This is a genomic window from Janthinobacterium agaricidamnosum (genome assembly GCF_003667705.1).
Taxonomy (GTDB): Bacteria; Pseudomonadota; Gammaproteobacteria; order Burkholderiales; family Burkholderiaceae_D; genus Janthinobacterium.
Map to the genome: position 1 here is coordinate 6325868 of NZ_CP033019.1, position 15113 is coordinate 6340980.

The window sequence follows — 15113 nt, forward strand, 5'->3', positions numbered from 1 at the left end:
ATCTGGCCCTGAAAAAAGATCCAGAACTGCCAAATAATATAGAGCCACGATGAAAGGGGCGCATGGATTTCGCTTTGCTGCTGGGCGCGTTCGAGCGCACGCACCGCGAGCGGGGCTGGCCGCGCCAGCGCCTGCTGCATGAATGCCTGCGCGCGGCCATCCGCGGCGGCCAGCTGGCGCCGGGCACGCGGCTGGCCGCCACGCGCGTGCTGGCGGCCGAACTGGGCGTGGCGCGCAATACCGTGCTGTATGCCTACGAGCAGCTGGCCAGCGAAGGGTTTGTCTTGCCGGACCGGCGCGGCACCGTTGTCGCCGGCGGCGCCGGCATGCCGGTGACGTCGCCAGTGAGCGGTGGCCAGGATGGCTTGTCGCGCCGCGCCCGGCATTTGCGCGGCGTGTCAGGACAGGATGCCAGCGCGGCGCTGGTGTTTCCCGCCGACGCCATGGGCGCGTTCGCGCCTGGGGTACCGGCGCTCGACGCATTTCCGCTGGCGCAGTGGCGGCGCATGCTGGACCGCGCGTGGCGCGCGCTGACGCCGCGCCAGCTCAATTACGGCGACCCTGCCGGCGAGCCCCAGCTGCGCATGGCCATCGCCGACCATTTGCGCGCCGCGCGCGGCGTCGTCTGCGATGCGGGCCAGGTGTTCATCACGGATGGCACGCAGAGCAGTCTCGATGTCTGCCTGCGCGCCTTTGCCGACCAGGGCGACACCTTGTGGATCGAGCATCCCGGCTATGGCGGCGCGCTGGCGGCGGGCCGTGGCGCCGGCTTGCAGGTGACCGGTATCGCCGTCGACATCGATGGCATCGCGCCGACGGACGCCGACTGGCGCGATACGCCGCCGCGGCTGATCTATACGACGCCGTCGCACCAGTATCCGACGGGCAGCGTGCTCAGTCCCGCGCGCCGCATGGCGCTGCTCGAACGCGCGCGCGCGGCCAGAGCGCTGATCATCGAAGACGATTACGACAGCGAGTTTCGCCATGGCGGACCGCCCCTGGCGGCCATGCAGGGACTGGTGGCCGACGCGCCCGTCGTGTATCTGGGCACCTTCAGCAAGACCATGTTCCCCGCCTTGCGCATCGCCTTTATCGTCGTGCCGGCCGCGCTGGCCGGCGCCTTCGCGCAGATGCAGGCGCAGGGCGCCGCGCGCGGCCGCGTCGCCGAGCAGCTGGCGCTGGCCGAGTTCCTGCGCAGTGGCCTGTTTGCGCGCCACGTGCGCCGCATGCGCAGGCTGTACCGCCAGCGCCGCGACGCCTTGAGCGAGGCCTTGCGGCGCCATGCGTGTGCGGGCGCGGCCATCCATGGCGGCACGGCCGGCATGCACCTGGCGCTGCGTTTTCACGATAGCGCATGGGATGACCTGGCGCTGAGCCGCCGCGCCGCGCAGGACAGCATCGTGGCGCTGGCGCTGTCCGCGCATGGCACCGGCGAGGGACCAGGCTGGAACGGTTTCCTGCTCGGTTATGCGCAGGTGCCGGCCGAGAACATGGATGGCCTGGCGCGCCGCTTGGGCGCGCTGCTGCCGGCGTGATGCGGCGCTACCGCCTTACTGCTGATCCTGCATCCACTGCTTCAAGCCGTTGACCCAGTTCTTGGCGGGCAGGTTGAACTGTTTCTTGATGGTGGCGGCGCGTTCATATAGCTCGCTGAAGTCGAGCGATGGCGATTTTTTGAAGGCCAACACGACGATGTTTTCATCTTCCATTTCCGGCACCCAGACGACGGCGTCGAAGACCAGTTCCATCGCCTGCAAGTTCTTGTCGTAGTTGGGGAAGTCGCCGAAGACATTCGTGCACATGATGCCGTCGTCCGTCAGGCAGTCAAAGCAGGCCTGGTAGAACTCGGGCGTGTCGAGCACGGGGCCGCGAGCGTCTTCGTCGTACAGGTCCACTTGCAACGCGTCGACCGTGCCGTGGTTGGCCGGGTCGAGCACGAAGTCGAGCGCATTCATTTCGCGCACGTCGAGGCGAGCATCGTTCGGCGGCAGCGCGAACTGGGCGCCGCAGATGGCGATCACGTTCGGATTGAGTTCGATGGCCGTGACCGTGGCGTCGGGAAAGCGGCGGTAGCTGAACTTGGTCAGCGCGGCGCTGCCCAGACCCAGCTGCACGATGCGTTTGGGCTGCGTCTTGAACAGCATCCACATCATCATCATCTGCACGTACTCGAGCTCGATGGCGTCCGGTTTGTCCAGGCGCATGGCGCCCTGCACCCACTTGGTGCCCAGGTGCAGGTAGCGGATGCCGCGGTGTTCGGTGGTGGTGGCGGGCGGGTGGCCCGGGTGGCTGAAAGCGGTGTTGCTGGTGGAGATAAAGTCGGTCGTCATGGCGCCAGTTTAGCAGCCGCCAAAGAAAAAGACGCCGTGGCGTCTTTTGGTTAGAGCGCTCAAGATTGCTTGCGGCGTCGCGCCAGGAAGCCGAGTATGCCCAGGCCGGCCAGCAGCATGCCATAGGTTTCCGGTTCGGGAACGGGCGCCAGGTTCAGATTGAAGACGCCGCCATAGCTGCCGCCCTTGGTATTGCCGATGACGGTGAGGACCAGCGGGCCGTTGAACAGGAGGCTTGTAGGCGCCAGGACTTCGCCCTGGGCATAGCCAAAGGGGGTGGGGCTGCCAAACCCCGTCAGGCCGATGCCATTCAGGTTGGCGCTGGTGAAGCTGATGGAAGAGCTGTCCGAACCCGTGACGGACAGGTTGGCCAGGAAGGCTTGCGCGGTTGAACCGAAGGTCGCGTTGGGCGTGAACGTGAACGTATCGGTGAAGTCGCCGAGCGGGCTGGGAACGGCGCTGAAGCCGCTGGTCCACAGATTGCCCGTGGTATTGACGAGGTTGACTGTGTAGGCGGTGGCGCTGGCGCTGCCAATGGAAGCAGCGCTCAGGACTGCCGCTGCGATGAGTGATTTTAATTTCATATTGATCCCCGCGAAAAAACGATTAATGTTTCAAAAAAACCGTACCGCGTTGATAAATTATCGCCGAGACTAGTCATTGTCAATTAGTTATTTTGATATCATTATGCAAACTCAAATAGCTTATTTCTAACACACGGGCATGGGGCTCGCTCAGTTGCAATACTGGACATGATAATTGTCAGTGTTGCACTGAAAATTAATCGCGGATGATGTGATTTAAAAATCGTTACACAAGGAACTAATTTCTGTCGAGTAAGGGAAGAATCAAGGTCACCGCCAGGCCTCCGTCCTCGCGGTTGGCCAGGGTGATGCGCCCGCCATGGGCTTCGGCGATTTCGCGCGCCAGGGCCAGGCCCAGTCCCGTGCCGCTGCGCTTGGTGGAATAAAACGGCACCAGCGCGTTTTCCAGCACGGCGCCGCTCATGCCCGGCCCGCGGTCGCTCACTTCGATGCGCAGCTGCCCTTGCGCCTGGCTGACGTGCAGGCCGATATGCTGGAGCTTGGAGCCGGACTCCAGCGCATTCTTGAGCAGGTTCAGCAGCGCCTGCTGCATTTGCGCCGCATCGAACACGGCAGCCTGCGCGGGAGGCGGACCGTCCAGCGTGAAGGCCGCTTGCGAGGCCAGGCTGTCGAGGAAGGGTTGCCATTCGCACGGTGCCAGTCGCGGTGCGGGCAGCTTGGCAAAGCGCGCGTAGCCGAGGATGAAGGTTTCCAGATGGCGCGTGCGCTCCTCGATGGTGGCGAGGATTTGCGGCAGGCGCTCCGTGTGGCCACGGCGCACCAGCTCGGCGCCGGAATGGGCCAGCGAGGCCAGCGGCGCCAGCGAGTTGTTGAGCTCATGGCTGATGACGCGGATGACCTTTTTCCAGGTTTGCACTTCCTGGCGCCGCAGCTCCAGCGTCAGCTGGCGCAGCAGCAGCAGTTCGTGCTTGCGCCCGTTCAGGCTGAAGCTGCGCCGCGCCAGGTGATACACCTCTTCCTGCTCCCCTTCGCCGCTGGTAAACAAGCCGTCGTTGCGGCGCGCCAGCGCTTCGGCCAGGGCCGGCGCCGCCTGCTGCACGATGTCGGCCAGATGATGCCCTTCGAGCCGGCGTCCGTGGTGCAGCAGCTGGCGCGCGGCCAGGTTGGCGTAGACGATGGCGCTGCCCTCGGCCACCAGCAGCATGGCCACCGGCGTGTTTTGCACCATGGTGTCGAGCAGCAGTTCGCGCTGCACCAGGTCCAGGCGCTGCTTGCGCAGCACGTCGCCCAGCGCATTGTGGGCCGCCACCAGATCGGCCAGTTCATCGTTCTGCGGCCAGCGCAGGCTGAAGCCGAAGTCGCCGTCCTGGTAGCTGGCGACTGTGCCGCTCAAGGCGCGAAACAGCGACAGCATCGCCTGCAGTTGCGCGCGGATGGTAATGACGGCCACCGGCAGCACGCACAGCAGGGTACCGGCCAGCACCAGCAGCGGCTGGCCTGGCAAAAAATGCGCGAGCAGCAGGGCGATGACGATGCCCAGCACCAGCAAGGTGACGATCAGCGCCGTCCAGCGCGTGAGCAGGGAAAGACGCATGGGGCGGTCTGCCATCAGCCGCGCGCGATGCCCAGGCGTTCCATGCGCCGGTACAGGGCCTGGCGCGACAGTCCCAGTTCCTGCGCCGCCTGCGCCACCACGCCGTGTGCGCGCGCGAGCGCCGCGGTGACGCTGTCGCGGTCCGGTTCCGCCGCGCCGGCATCCTGCGGCGCGCGCGGCGATGTGGCACCGGCCAGCGGCAAGCCCGTTTCCAGCGCGCCGATCACCGGGCCGGCCGTCAGCAGGCTGGCGCGCTGCATGACGTTTTTCAGTTCGCGCACATTGCCCGGCCAGCCGTGGGCCAGCAAACTAGCCTGCGCCTGCGCGTCCAGCGTTTTTTCGCTGCCCAGGAAATGCCGCGCCAGCACGAGGATGTCCAGCGGACGCTGGGCCAGCGGCGGCAGGCGCAGTTCGATCACGTTCAGGCGGTAGAACAGGTCTTCGCGAAACGTGCCGGCCTTGATCATCGCCGGCAGGTCGGCGTTGCTGGCGCTGATGACGCGCACTTTCACCTGCCGCTCGCGGTTCGAGCCGAGGCGTTCGAAGCGTCCCGTTTCGAGCACGCGCAGCAGTTTCATTTGTCCGGCCAGCGGCAGGTTGCCGATCTCGTCGAGGAACAAGGTGCCGCCGTCGGCCGCGTCGAACTTGCCGTCGCGCGCGCGCGTGATGCCGGTATAGGCGCCGGCCTCGGCGCCGAACAGTTCCGCCTCGATCAGCTCCACGGGAACGGCGCCGCAATTGAGCACGACGAAGGGGCCGCCGGCGACCTGGGAATTGGCTTGCACGATGGCGGCGATGCGTTCCTTGCCGCTGCCGTTCGGCCCCGAAATGAGCACGGGCACGTCGGCGCGCGCCACCTGGCACGCCAGGTGCACGACTCTTTCGGTGGCCGGGTCTTGCCATACCATGCCGCGCAAGTCGAAGTCGTGTTCCAGAGCGTGGCGCTGGCGCTGCTCGGCCAGCACGCGCTGGCGCAGCGCGCGGTTGGCCTGTCCCAGTTCCAGCAGGTTCTGCACGCTGGCGATCAGGCGCCGGTCATCCCAGGGCTTGGCCAGGTAGTCGGCCGCGCCGGACTTGATCAGGTCGACGGCCGCGTCGAGCTGGGTCCATGCCGTCAGCAGGATCACGGGCAGGTCGGGGTAGCGCGCGCGGATGGCGTGGAACAGCGCGCTGCCTTCCTCGCCCGACGTGGTGTCGGCCGTGAAGTTCATGTCCTGCACCACCAGGTCGATGGCGTGGCGCTCGAGCAGGTGCAAGCCTTCCTCGGGCGAGGCGGCGCGCACGGCGTCGATCTCGTGCAGGGAAAACAGCACGTCGAGCGCGATGGCCACGGCGGCATTGTCGTCAATAATCAGTACGGTAGGCATGCGCGCAGCATATCACTCAGGTGCCGGCTCAGGTACTGCGGGTGGCGGTGGCCGGCGAAATGCTGGCCGCGCGCCATGCCGGGCCGTACACGGCGCCCAGGCCCAGCAGCCAGAACACGAGCGCGCCGGCCAGCAGGTAGCCGGGCGGCAGGCGCGCCATTTCCAGCTGGCTTACCAGCAGCTGGTTCAAGCCCAGGGCCAGCAGCACGCCGCACGCCACGCCGGCGCTGGTGATCATGAAATTCTCCGTCAGGAAGTAGCGCAGGATGTCGACGCGGCGGGCGCCCAATGCGCGCCGCACGCCGATCTGCTTCCTGCGCTGCGTCACCCACAGGCTGGCGATGCCGACGATGCCGCTGGCCGTCACCAGCAGCAGCAGGGTCGACACGGCGATCAGCATCCAGGACAAGCCCTGGTCGGCCCGGTAGCGTGACGTGCGGTGCTTTTCCAGTGTATCGGTGCGTACCAGCAGGCGCTCGCTGGTGGCGCTGCGGATGGCTTGCTCGGCCTCCTTCATCAGGCGGTCGCGCTGGCCAGGCTCGGCCCGCACGGCGTACAGCAGCGAGTCGCGCGAACCCGTCAGGCGCGCCGGCAGGATCAGCGAATGCTCGCCATGCGCGCTGACCTGGCCGACCTGTGTCTGCAACCGCTCCACCACGCCGATCACGCGCATTTCGTCGTCATCGTCGCCGGTGCCGTTGAACAGGGTCTTGCCGACAAAGCTGCTTTCGCCAGGCCAGATCTTTTGCGCTGCGGCGAGCGTCACGATGACCACCTTGGGAAAGGTCTCATCGACTTTTTCATCGATTTCCAGCACCTCGTCGGGATGGAAATCACGGCCTTCCACCAGCTTGAGTCCGTATGTCTTGACCAGCGAGTCAGGCGTGAAATACATCGACGTGGTGGCGCTGGCCGTGGGCTGTCCACGCTTGATGGAGACATTGGTGCTGCTGCCGGAACGCGACAGCACGGCCTGCGAGGTCTGCGCCACGGAGAGCACGCCGGGCAGGCTGCGCAGCAAGGCAGCCTGGCGTTTCTGGTCGGCCAGCTGGCGCTGGTGGCTGCCTTTGTCCATGCTTTGGATGTTGACATAAAAGATGTCGTTTTCAGCGGCCACGCCGGTGGGGCGGGCGGCGATCGCCTGGCGCAGGTTAACGATATGCAGGGCGTTGGCCAGGATGGCCAGGCTGATGGCGACCTGCACGGCGACGAGTACGGCACCGGTTTTGCTGCGCATCAGTGCCGACAGGATGGGGCGGATTTCCATGTTGAACCTCATTGCGGTACGGTGAATGTCATTGGGATTTGAGCTGTATCGCCGGCGTCACCTGGCAGGCGCGCCAGGTGGGCAGCAACCCCGCCAGCAGGGCGGCCAGCACGGAGACGGCAAACGTCAGCAGCAGCATCGGGATATCCATGTGCGCCACGGTGCCCAGTTCCTTCGATTGCGAACGCACGACGGCCAGCGCTGCATACGCCAGCAGCAGGCCCAGCACGCCGCCGGCCAGGCCGATGACGCCCGTCTCGATCAGGAACTGGCGAAAGATGTCGCGCCGCGTGGCGCCCAGCGCACGGCGGATCCCCACTTCACTGGCGCGCACGGAAAACTTCGCCAGCAGCAGGCCGATGGTATTGACCAGGCACAGCAGCAGAAAGCCAAAGGCCAGCCAGGCCGCCAGCTTGTTGTCGTTGTCGACCACGTTCAGGAACACCATCCATTCCTTGACGTTGTACAGCGCGTTGGGCGCGTGGCGCGGCATGCGGCCCAGCTTGCGCTGCTCGGCAGCATAGCTGTCGAGATATGCCTGCAGCTCGCCACGCTGGCCCGCGTTTTCCATCTCGAACCAGAACTGCAGCCAGGTACAGTCCGACGCCAGGGTGCCCTGGAAGCCGGGGCCGCGTTCGACGCCGCTGCAGGCCATGCCGCCGTCATGCCGCGTTTCATGGCGGATGGCGCTGGCAAACGGAATGAAGAATTCATCTTCCGTGCCAAAGGCGCCCTTGCTGCCGATGATGCGGTGTATGCGCGGCACGGGATCCCAGTGATCGAGCACGCCGCTGACCAGATAGGACTGTCCCAGTACCGTCACGCGCCGGCCCACGGGATTGACCGTACCCAGCAGTCTTTCCGCCAGCGAGCGGCTCAGCACGATGATGTCGGCGCCGCTGGCGTCATCGGTTTCGCTCCATGGCTGGCCATACAGGAAGGGGACTTCGAACATGGCGAAGAAATCGCGCGTGGGCGCCAGGCCCTGGGCCTGGAAGGCGCCGATATCCGTGCGTGCTGGCTCGACCGGGCCGGCCACGCCGTACATGACGGTGCGGCGCACGCCCATGTTGCTGGCCATGAAATTCTTCGCGTCGGTGTAAGCCAGCTGCGACTGGCCGAAGCTGGGCTTGGCGCCCGGCACATAACTTTTCAAGGGGACGACGTCGATCATCGGCACGAACAGGCGGTCGCTCTTGTGCGGCAGCGGGTCGCCCGACATGGCATGCAGGATGGTGACGGTCGACACGCTGGCGGCCACGCCGACGGCCAGGGTCAGCACCATCAGCGCGGTCAGGGCGCGGTTGCGGCGCAGGCTGCGCAGGCCCAGCGTGAAATAGTAGCGGAACATGGTCTCTCCTTACGCGGTCGCGGCGTGCTGCGGCCTGGCCGACAGCGAGGCGCCGTGCTGCACCAGGTCCGACACCTGGCCGTCGATGATGTGCACGTTGCGCTGGCTGCGCAGCGCCAGTTCCGGATCGTGCGTGACCATCAGGATGGTGGTGCCTTGCGCGTTGATGTCTTCCAGCAGCTCCATCACGCCGCGCGCCATCTGCGTGTCCAGGTTGCCCGTCGGTTCATCGGCCAGCAGCAGCTTGGGCGACCCGGCCAGCGCGCGCGCGATCGCCACGCGCTGCTGCTGGCCGCCCGACAGTTCGGCTGGATAGTGTTTCATGCGCGACGCCAGGCCCACCTTGGCCAGCGCGTCCTCGATGCGCTCCTTGCGCTCGGCGCGGTTGAAGCCCCGGTAGCGCAGCGGCACGTCGACATTGTCGAACAGCGACAGGTCGGGAATCAGATTAAAACCCTGGAAGATGAAGCCCAGCTTTTCATTGCGCAGGCGCGAACGGGCATTGTCGTCCATGCCCCTGACGTTGACGCCGTCAAGGATGTATTCGCCGTCGGTGAATTCCTCGAGCAGGCCGGCGATGTTCAGAAAGCTCGTCTTGCCCGAGCCGGACGGCCCTGTGACGGTGACGAATTCACCTTGTTGTACGTGGATGTCGAAGCCGCGCAGGGCGTGGGTTTCGATCATGTGGGTGCGGTAGACTTTGCTCAGGTTGTGCATGCGCAGCATGGCGGGGCCTCTTGTGGGGTGAGATGAGTGAGATTCAGTTGAGCGAGACGCGTGCCGCGTTCTCGAAGTTTTCCGTGCCGGCGACGACCACCTTGTCGCCCAGCTTCAAGCCGTCGAGGATTTCCACGGCCGCCACGCTGGTTGCGCCCAGTTTGATCGGCGTGCGCATCGCCACGCCGTCGCGCACGACGTAGGCGAAACGGCCGCCTTCGGCTTCGACGAAGGAGCCGCGCGCCAGCATCAGCACATCCGGTTTTTCATCGATCAGCAGGCGCGCCGCCACGCGCTGGTTCTGGCGCAGGCCGGCCGGCTGCGCGCCGTCGAAACGCACGCGCGCCAGCACCTGGTTTTTCACCACTTCGGGCGACAGCGCCGACAGCTTGCCGGTCGCCCGGACGACGCCCGTTTCGATCTCGGCGCGCATGCCCAGGCCCATGTCGGCCACATAGGTTTCCGGCACTTCGAGTTCGACTTCCAGCTGCGACAGGTCGACCAGCGTCATCAGCGCGGTATTGGCTTGCACCACGCTGCGGTTGGCCACCGACAGGGTGCCGATGAAGCCGTTGACGGGCGCGCGCACGGTCAGCTCGTCGACCCTGCGCTGGGCGTTGTCGCGGACGAGGCGCTGGCGTTCCAGTTCGTTGACCTTGGTCTTCAGCGCCAGGGTCACGTCTTCGCTTTCCAGGCCCGCCGCCTGCGACGCGTGCTTGCTGCGGATATCGGCGGAATTCAAGGCATCCTTCGCCTTCTGGTAATCGATCTTGGCGATGATGCCCACCTGCGCCACGCTCTCATAGCGTTCGAGCGTGCGCTGCGCGGACAGGCGCTCGATCTCGGCCGTGTCGGCTTCACGGCGCGCCAGCAGTTTCTGCTTCTTGGCCAGGATCTGCTGGCGCGCCACTTCCGCCTCCAGCTGCTGCACGCTCGACTGTTCGCGCTTGAGGGCGTCGGACAGGTCAGGCGACTCCAGCACGGCCAGGATGTCGCCCTTTTTCACCGTGTCGCCCGCCTTCGCTTTCAGCGTGACGGTGGCCACCGTGGTCGAATACAGGGTGGGGCTGATCGAGGCGACCACGCGGCCCGTGACGGCCGCGTCGCGGATCAGGGTGCCGCGCGTGACGTCGGCGATGCGCAGGCGGCTGCTGTTGACGGAATGCTCGCTGTTGCGCCAGCCGGCAACGACCGCGACGGCGGCGCCGATGACGATGACGGCGCCGGCCAGCAGCAGGGCGCGTTGCCTGCGGCGCTGGCCCGGCGGGGCGGACAGTACGGCGTCTTGAGAGGAGGTATCGCGGATCATGGTCATGTCTCGTGAAGGATGACTTTTCCAATGCACGATCCATGCCAATAATTAAGTCGTTGATTTGACTGGGAAAAATATCGGGCGTCCGGCTGTCCGCCGTGTCCGTGCCGTCCGGCGTGTCCGCAGGCGCAGGCGGCACTTGATAAATTGGCAATCGCCTGCATCTGCTGTGGCATTCCCTTCATCGACTCCTCCGCAGGCGCCATGCATCCGTTCCTCCAGCAACTTTTCCCTGCCAGCGCCTTCGCGCCGGCGCTCGATTATCCTTTCGCGCGCAGCGACGTGGCGATGCTGCAGCGGCTGACGGGCGAGGCGCCATCGCTCGATGGCCAGACCTGGGACGAGCTGCTGCTCGACCAGTATGCGGCGCAGCTGGCGCGCGAGACCGGCATCTTCGGCCAGCAGGAGCTGCACCGGCGTCTGAGCGGCGGCCAGGCCGATCCGGCCTCTGTCGCGCGCGTCCGGCGATTGCTGGACGACCCGGCACAAGTGGCCAGCCTGGAGCGCGTCTGCCTGCCCTTGCGCCAGGCCGATACAGAGGTGAGCGAGACCCTGTTCGGCGCGGCGCTGGCACCGGCGCCATGGTGGAGCGCCTGGCTATGGCTGGTGCCGCTGGCCCTGTTGCTGGCCATCGCCGCTGCCTGGCTGGTGGGCTGGCCGGCGCTGTTTGGCGTGCTGGCCGCCTGTGTCGCGCTGATGGCCGTACAGGTGCGTTTTTACGAAAGCGCCAAGCTATGGGAGCGCACGCTCGATACCTTGCGCCACCTGCTGAAAACCCGTGCCGCGCTGGCGCGGCTTGATGGACCGGCAGCCTTGCCATGGGCTGCCGGCGGCGCGCAGGCGGCCAGGCTGACGCGCGCCATCGAGCGCTCGCTGCTGCACTACGTGCCCTTCATCGATATGGTACTGGTCGAATATGGCGACTGGCTCCTGCTGAAAAACATCAAGCGCTATTTCCGCACGCGCCAGTTGGTGGCGCGGCAGCTGCCCTTTCTGCGCGACAGCTTCACCCAGGTGGCGCAGCTGGAAGCGGACCTGGCGCTGGCGCGGCACCTGCGCGCGCTTCCCGTGTTTTGCTGGGCGGGCACCGCGGCGCCGCGCTCCCTGGCCTTGCAGGGCATGCGGCATCCACTGCTGGCGAACGCCGCGCCGCTGTCGTTCGGCGTGCAGGGCAAGGGGGGCTTCATCTCAGGCCAGAACGGTATCGGCAAGAGCACCTTGCTGCGTTGCATAGGCTTGAACCTGGTCTGCGCGCGGGCCTTTGGCTTTTGTCATGCGCACAGCGCCGATGTGCCGCGCCTGGCCGTGTATGCGAGCATGCAGAACGAGGACTCGCTCGATGGCGGCGAAAGTCTGTACATCGCCGAATTGCGCCGCGCGCGCGAATTGCTGGCGTTGGCCGAGGAGGGGACGCCGGCGCTGTTCCTGATCGACGAGATTTTTCGCGGCACGAACCACCTCGAATCCGTGGCGGCGGCTGCCGCCGTGCTGCATACGCTGGCCGCGCGCCACCTGGTGATCGTCTCGTCGCACAACCTGGTGCTGGGGCCCTTGCTGGAAGACTGCCTGGCGCCGTGGTGCGTGCGCCGCGACGATGCGGGCGCGCTGCTGCTGGCGCCCGGCGTGCTGCAGGCCACGAACGGCATCGCCCTGCTGGCGCAGCGCGGTTTTGACGCCGGTATCGCGGACAAGGCCGGGCGCGTCTTCGACTGGCTCAGCACGCACATGGCGCAACCGGCCGATTGCGGCGGCGTGCTGGATCGGGCCTGAGGGCCGCGCTTATTTGTCCTGCTTTTCCGGCGTGCTCTTGTCGATCACTTCGCGGCAATCGCCACGGATGATGGCGTTGTCGTAATTGGTCCAGCCGTAGCTGTCGACGTAGCGCTTGTGCTGCTTGAAGCGGGGGCTGGCGATGCTCCATTCGGGCTGTTCCCCGGCAAAGCGGATGTCGCCGAGGTCAAGCAGCGTGTGGAACATGTTTTCCGTCGACAGACGCGCCTTCTGATGGCGCTGCAGCTGCGTCACCTTGTCCGGATAGTGCTGCTGGAATTGCGGCGAATACCAGACGAAGGCGGGCACGTGGAATTCGAACTGCGTGTTGTGCCCATGGAAGGCCAGGCGGCAGGTGCCGTCGTACAGGGTCTGGCCGTGATCGGCCACGTAGACGAGCGAGCTGCGCAGGGCAGTGCGCTGGCCGTCGTCCTTCAGCATGCCGATCACGTTCGACAGGAACCAGTCCGTGTACAGGATGGAGCTGTCGTAGCTGTTGTTCAGCTGCGGCTTGATCGCCGTGTCCGTGTAGACGGGCTTGTCGACGCCGAACAGCGACGGCTGCCACTTGTCGAACGATTTCGGATAGCGCTGGCTGTAGTTCCAGTGGCTGCCCAGGGTATGCAGCACGATGAGTTTTTTCGGCGCCGGGTCGGCTAGCGCATTCTTGAACGGATCGAACAGGATCTGGTCGAAGTTCGAGCTGTTGGTAAAGCCGCCCAGGTTCAGGAATTGCACCACGTCCGCTTCCTTGGCAAAGACGGAGACGGGTGTGTCGAACTGGCCGAACGAGATCTGGTTCGACAGCCAGTAGGTCTTGAAGCCCGCTTCCTTGTAGGCGGTGAGGAAGGATTTTTCCGAGAAGCCATCCTTGAGGCTTTGCGTGGCCGGCTTGCGCGAGATGATGACGGGCACGGACAGGCGCGTGGCGGAAACGGCCGTGATGACGTCGGCCAGCGGCACCAGATTGGCTTCCTGCTTCAGCAGGGGATTGGTGTCGCGTTCGTAGCCGTTCAGGCTCCAGCGGTCGTAGCGCGACGATTCGCCGATCACCATGACCACCACTTCCGGATGGGGATCGGGCTGTTGCTGGTGCGCGCCGAAACGGAAGCTGCTGCTCTTCTGTCCCAGCTCGGCCAGGTATCTGCGTTCCTTGTAGAAATCGAAGCCGCGCGCGGCCAGGCCGAAGGGCCAGGAATTGCTGACGGTGTCGAAGGCGTAGGGCAGGCGCGCCCAGTGGGGCAGGCTGGGCCAGCCCAGGCCCGTCTCGTCGGCGCCGGCGATGCTGGCGTTCTCGGGCTTGCTGCTCTCTTCGTCTTCCTCGGCCGTTTCGTCGTCGGCCGAACTGGCGTCGCCGAAACCGGAGGCGCCCGCCTTGCCGCTGGCCGCCGGATGGCTGGCCTTGGCGGATGCGGCGGCGCTGTGCAGCACCTTGGCCTCGAAACCGAATTCGTAGCCATACCACCAGAAGCCGCCCAGCAGGATCAGCAGTACGAAGGCGGCCGGGCGCGTCTTGCCGCGCCAGTCCAGGTCGCGCGTGCGCGTGGCCGCATACCAACTCAGGGCGCACCAGGCGATCACGCCCAGCATGACGGCGCCCATCAGCCATACTTTTTGCCCGAGAAATTCCATCGCTTCCTTGGGACTGGTTTCGAAGATGATGCCCAGGTGGTGCGTGGAAATGCCCTGGCCATAGAAGATGAACAGGTAGATTTCCGTCGGCAGGGCCAGGAAGGCGGGCACCAGCAGCCAGTGGAAGTAGGCGGGGCGCTGGAACACGCTCCAGACGGCCAGCCAGGCCAGCAGCTCGAAGGTGAGCATCTGCCACGGATGCTCGAGCGCGCGCCCCAGCAGCGTGGGGATGAAGGGCACGGCCGTCAGCAAGGCATACGTCAGGAGCAGGAACAGATTGGCGGGGCGAAGCAAGGAGCGCATAAAGGAGGGCGGGAGGGCAGCGAAAAATGTCCGCTATTATCAATCCTTTTGTTGTCTTGCGGTCATACAAGAATGTGCGTGCCAGATGCTTGGTCGCAGGGAAAGAGTGCCAAATCATCAAGCGTTTGCGCGTGGCGGCGTCCGCGCCTCGCTGCCGAAAATTAGTCAAAACACCACAAATGCCCGCGATTTTTGCCTTTTTTTATAGCAAAAAGCGGTAAACTGATTGACCCCCTGTAACACAAGGTCTAAACTAGCGAGTTCTCGATTTTATTCTGCTCATCGTTTACGCATTACTTGGCATTTCATGGCCGCTCCTTATCGAGTGGCTGCGGGCGCCTCCGGTGCGCAGTAGATGAAAGCGGGACGAGGTTTTAGTCGCCGGGCATCTTGCCCGGGTTATTAATCGTAGTTTTTTGTTGGATTTATAACGATGCCAACCATCAATCAATTGATTCGCAATCCACGCGTCGCTTTGACCGTGAAGAGCAAATCGCCGGCGCTGGAAAACAGCCCGCAAAAACGTGGCGTCTGCACACGTGTTTACACCACGACTCCAAAGAAGCCTAACTCGGCTCTGCGTAAAGTCGCTAAAGTTCGCCTGACCAATGGTTTCGAAGTCATTTCGTACATTGGCGGTGAAGGCCATAACCTGCAAGAGCATAGTGTTGTGCTGTTGCGCGGCGGCCGCGTCAAGGATTTGCCGGGTGTGCGTTACCACATGGTTCGCGGTGCCCTCGATACCCAAGGCGTCAAAGACCGTAAGCAATCGCGTTCGAAGTACGGTACCAAGCGCGCTAAAGCTGGCAAGAAGTAATAAGTTGTACGCAGCAAACCCAAGTTTCGCTCAGTGGCAACTAGCTAAGTGAATGTAGTCGACCGCATCTGGTCGAGTAAGTGGAAGACTATGATGGTCGTCCGCGAG

12 protein-coding genes are annotated in these 15113 nt (G+C 64.9%); 3 read left to right on the forward strand and 9 right to left on the reverse strand.

The genetic code is table 11. The features are described 5' to 3' along the window. Positions 1-62: 62 nt before the first annotated feature. Complete coding sequence (locus tag D9M09_RS28525; RefSeq protein WP_121670902.1) at positions 63-1535, forward strand: PLP-dependent aminotransferase family protein; 1473 nt, start codon at positions 63-65, stop codon at positions 1533-1535. 15 nt (positions 1536-1550) lie between these two features. Here D9M09_RS28525 and D9M09_RS28530 read toward each other — a convergent pair whose 3' ends face one another. The 8 genes from D9M09_RS28530 to D9M09_RS28565 form a co-directional block, all read right to left on the reverse strand. Beyond that, on the reverse strand, positions 1551-2330 hold the full coding sequence (locus D9M09_RS28530; protein ID WP_070223429.1) for a spermidine synthase: 780 nt from the start codon (positions 2328-2330) through the stop codon (positions 1551-1553). Positions 2331-2389: 59 nt separating this feature from the next. Then, a complete protein-coding gene (locus D9M09_RS28535) occupies positions 2390-2914 on the reverse strand; it encodes an FxDxF family PEP-CTERM protein (RefSeq protein ID WP_070291741.1) in 525 nt (174 codons plus the stop codon). Positions 2915-3152: 238 nt separating this feature from the next. Continuing rightward, positions 3153-4469, reverse strand: coding sequence for a sensor histidine kinase (locus D9M09_RS28540; protein ID WP_240453503.1), 1317 nt, complete (start codon positions 4467-4469; stop codon positions 3153-3155). Positions 4470-4483: 14 nt separating this feature from the next. Beyond that, a complete protein-coding gene (locus D9M09_RS28545; protein WP_121670904.1) occupies positions 4484-5836 on the reverse strand; it encodes a sigma-54-dependent transcriptional regulator in 1353 nt (450 codons plus the stop codon). A gap of 28 nt (positions 5837-5864) precedes the next feature. Next, the gene (locus D9M09_RS28550; protein WP_121670905.1) at positions 5865-7103 is read right to left on the reverse strand and encodes an ABC transporter permease; all 1239 of its coding nucleotides are present in this window, start codon (positions 7101-7103) and stop codon (positions 5865-5867) included. 28 nt (positions 7104-7131) lie between these two features. After that, the gene (locus tag D9M09_RS28555) at positions 7132-8454 is read right to left on the reverse strand and encodes an ABC transporter permease (protein ID WP_121670906.1); all 1323 of its coding nucleotides are present in this window, start codon (positions 8452-8454) and stop codon (positions 7132-7134) included. Between the two features lie 9 nt (positions 8455-8463). Further along, positions 8464-9180: an ABC transporter ATP-binding protein gene (locus tag D9M09_RS28560; RefSeq protein ID WP_070223441.1), complete on the reverse strand. Its 717-nt coding sequence runs from the start codon at positions 9178-9180 to the stop codon at positions 8464-8466. Between the two features lie 34 nt (positions 9181-9214). After that, entirely contained in the window at positions 9215-10480 is a 1266-nt protein-coding gene (locus D9M09_RS28565; RefSeq protein ID WP_121671271.1) for an efflux RND transporter periplasmic adaptor subunit, read from the reverse strand. A 207-nt stretch (positions 10481-10687) separates the two neighbouring features. On the opposite strand from D9M09_RS28565, the gene D9M09_RS28570 reads away from it, so the two are divergent. Beyond that, positions 10688-12253 carry a MutS-related protein gene (locus D9M09_RS28570; protein ID WP_121670907.1) on the forward strand — a complete coding sequence of 522 codons (1566 nt, stop codon included), beginning with the start codon at positions 10688-10690 and terminating at the stop codon, positions 12251-12253. A 9-nt stretch (positions 12254-12262) separates the two neighbouring features. Here the strand turns inward: D9M09_RS28570 and D9M09_RS28575 are convergent, their stop codons facing one another. Then, positions 12263-14188: a phosphoethanolamine transferase gene (locus D9M09_RS28575; RefSeq protein WP_121670908.1), complete on the reverse strand. Its 1926-nt coding sequence runs from the start codon at positions 14186-14188 to the stop codon at positions 12263-12265. Positions 14189-14621: 433 nt separating this feature from the next. Here D9M09_RS28575 and rpsL point away from each other — a divergent pair, with 433 nt between their 5' ends. Further along, positions 14622-15005 carry a 30S ribosomal protein S12 gene (gene rpsL, locus D9M09_RS28580; RefSeq protein ID WP_010394376.1) on the forward strand — a complete coding sequence of 128 codons (384 nt, stop codon included), beginning with the start codon at positions 14622-14624 and terminating at the stop codon, positions 15003-15005. Positions 15006-15113: the final 108 nt, after the last annotated feature.

Coding starts and splice junctions, on each gene's coding strand:
- D9M09_RS28525 (WP_121670902.1), top strand. CDS start 63: ATGGATTTCGCTTTGCTGCTGGGCGCGTTCGAGCGCACGCACCGCGAG.
- D9M09_RS28530 (WP_070223429.1), bottom strand. CDS start 2,330: ATGACGACCGACTTTATCTCCACCAGCAACACCGCTTTCAGCCACCCG.
- D9M09_RS28535 (WP_070291741.1), bottom strand. CDS start 2,914: ATGAAATTAAAATCACTCATCGCAGCGGCAGTCCTGAGCGCTGCTTCC.
- D9M09_RS28540 (WP_240453503.1), bottom strand. CDS start 4,469: ATGCGTCTTTCCCTGCTCACGCGCTGGACGGCGCTGATCGTCACCTTG.
- D9M09_RS28545 (WP_121670904.1), bottom strand. CDS start 5,836: ATGCCTACCGTACTGATTATTGACGACAATGCCGCCGTGGCCATCGCG.
- D9M09_RS28550 (WP_121670905.1), bottom strand. CDS start 7,103: ATGGAAATCCGCCCCATCCTGTCGGCACTGATGCGCAGCAAAACCGGT.
- D9M09_RS28555 (WP_121670906.1), bottom strand. CDS start 8,454: ATGTTCCGCTACTATTTCACGCTGGGCCTGCGCAGCCTGCGCCGCAAC.
- D9M09_RS28560 (WP_070223441.1), bottom strand. CDS start 9,180: ATGCTGCGCATGCACAACCTGAGCAAAGTCTACCGCACCCACATGATC.
- D9M09_RS28565 (WP_121671271.1), bottom strand. CDS start 10,480: ATGATCCGCGATACCTCCTCTCAAGACGCCGTACTGTCCGCCCCGCCG.
- D9M09_RS28570 (WP_121670907.1), top strand. CDS start 10,688: ATGCATCCGTTCCTCCAGCAACTTTTCCCTGCCAGCGCCTTCGCGCCG.
- D9M09_RS28575 (WP_121670908.1), bottom strand. CDS start 14,188: ATGCGCTCCTTGCTTCGCCCCGCCAATCTGTTCCTGCTCCTGACGTAT.
- rpsL (WP_010394376.1), top strand. CDS start 14,622: ATGCCAACCATCAATCAATTGATTCGCAATCCACGCGTCGCTTTGACC.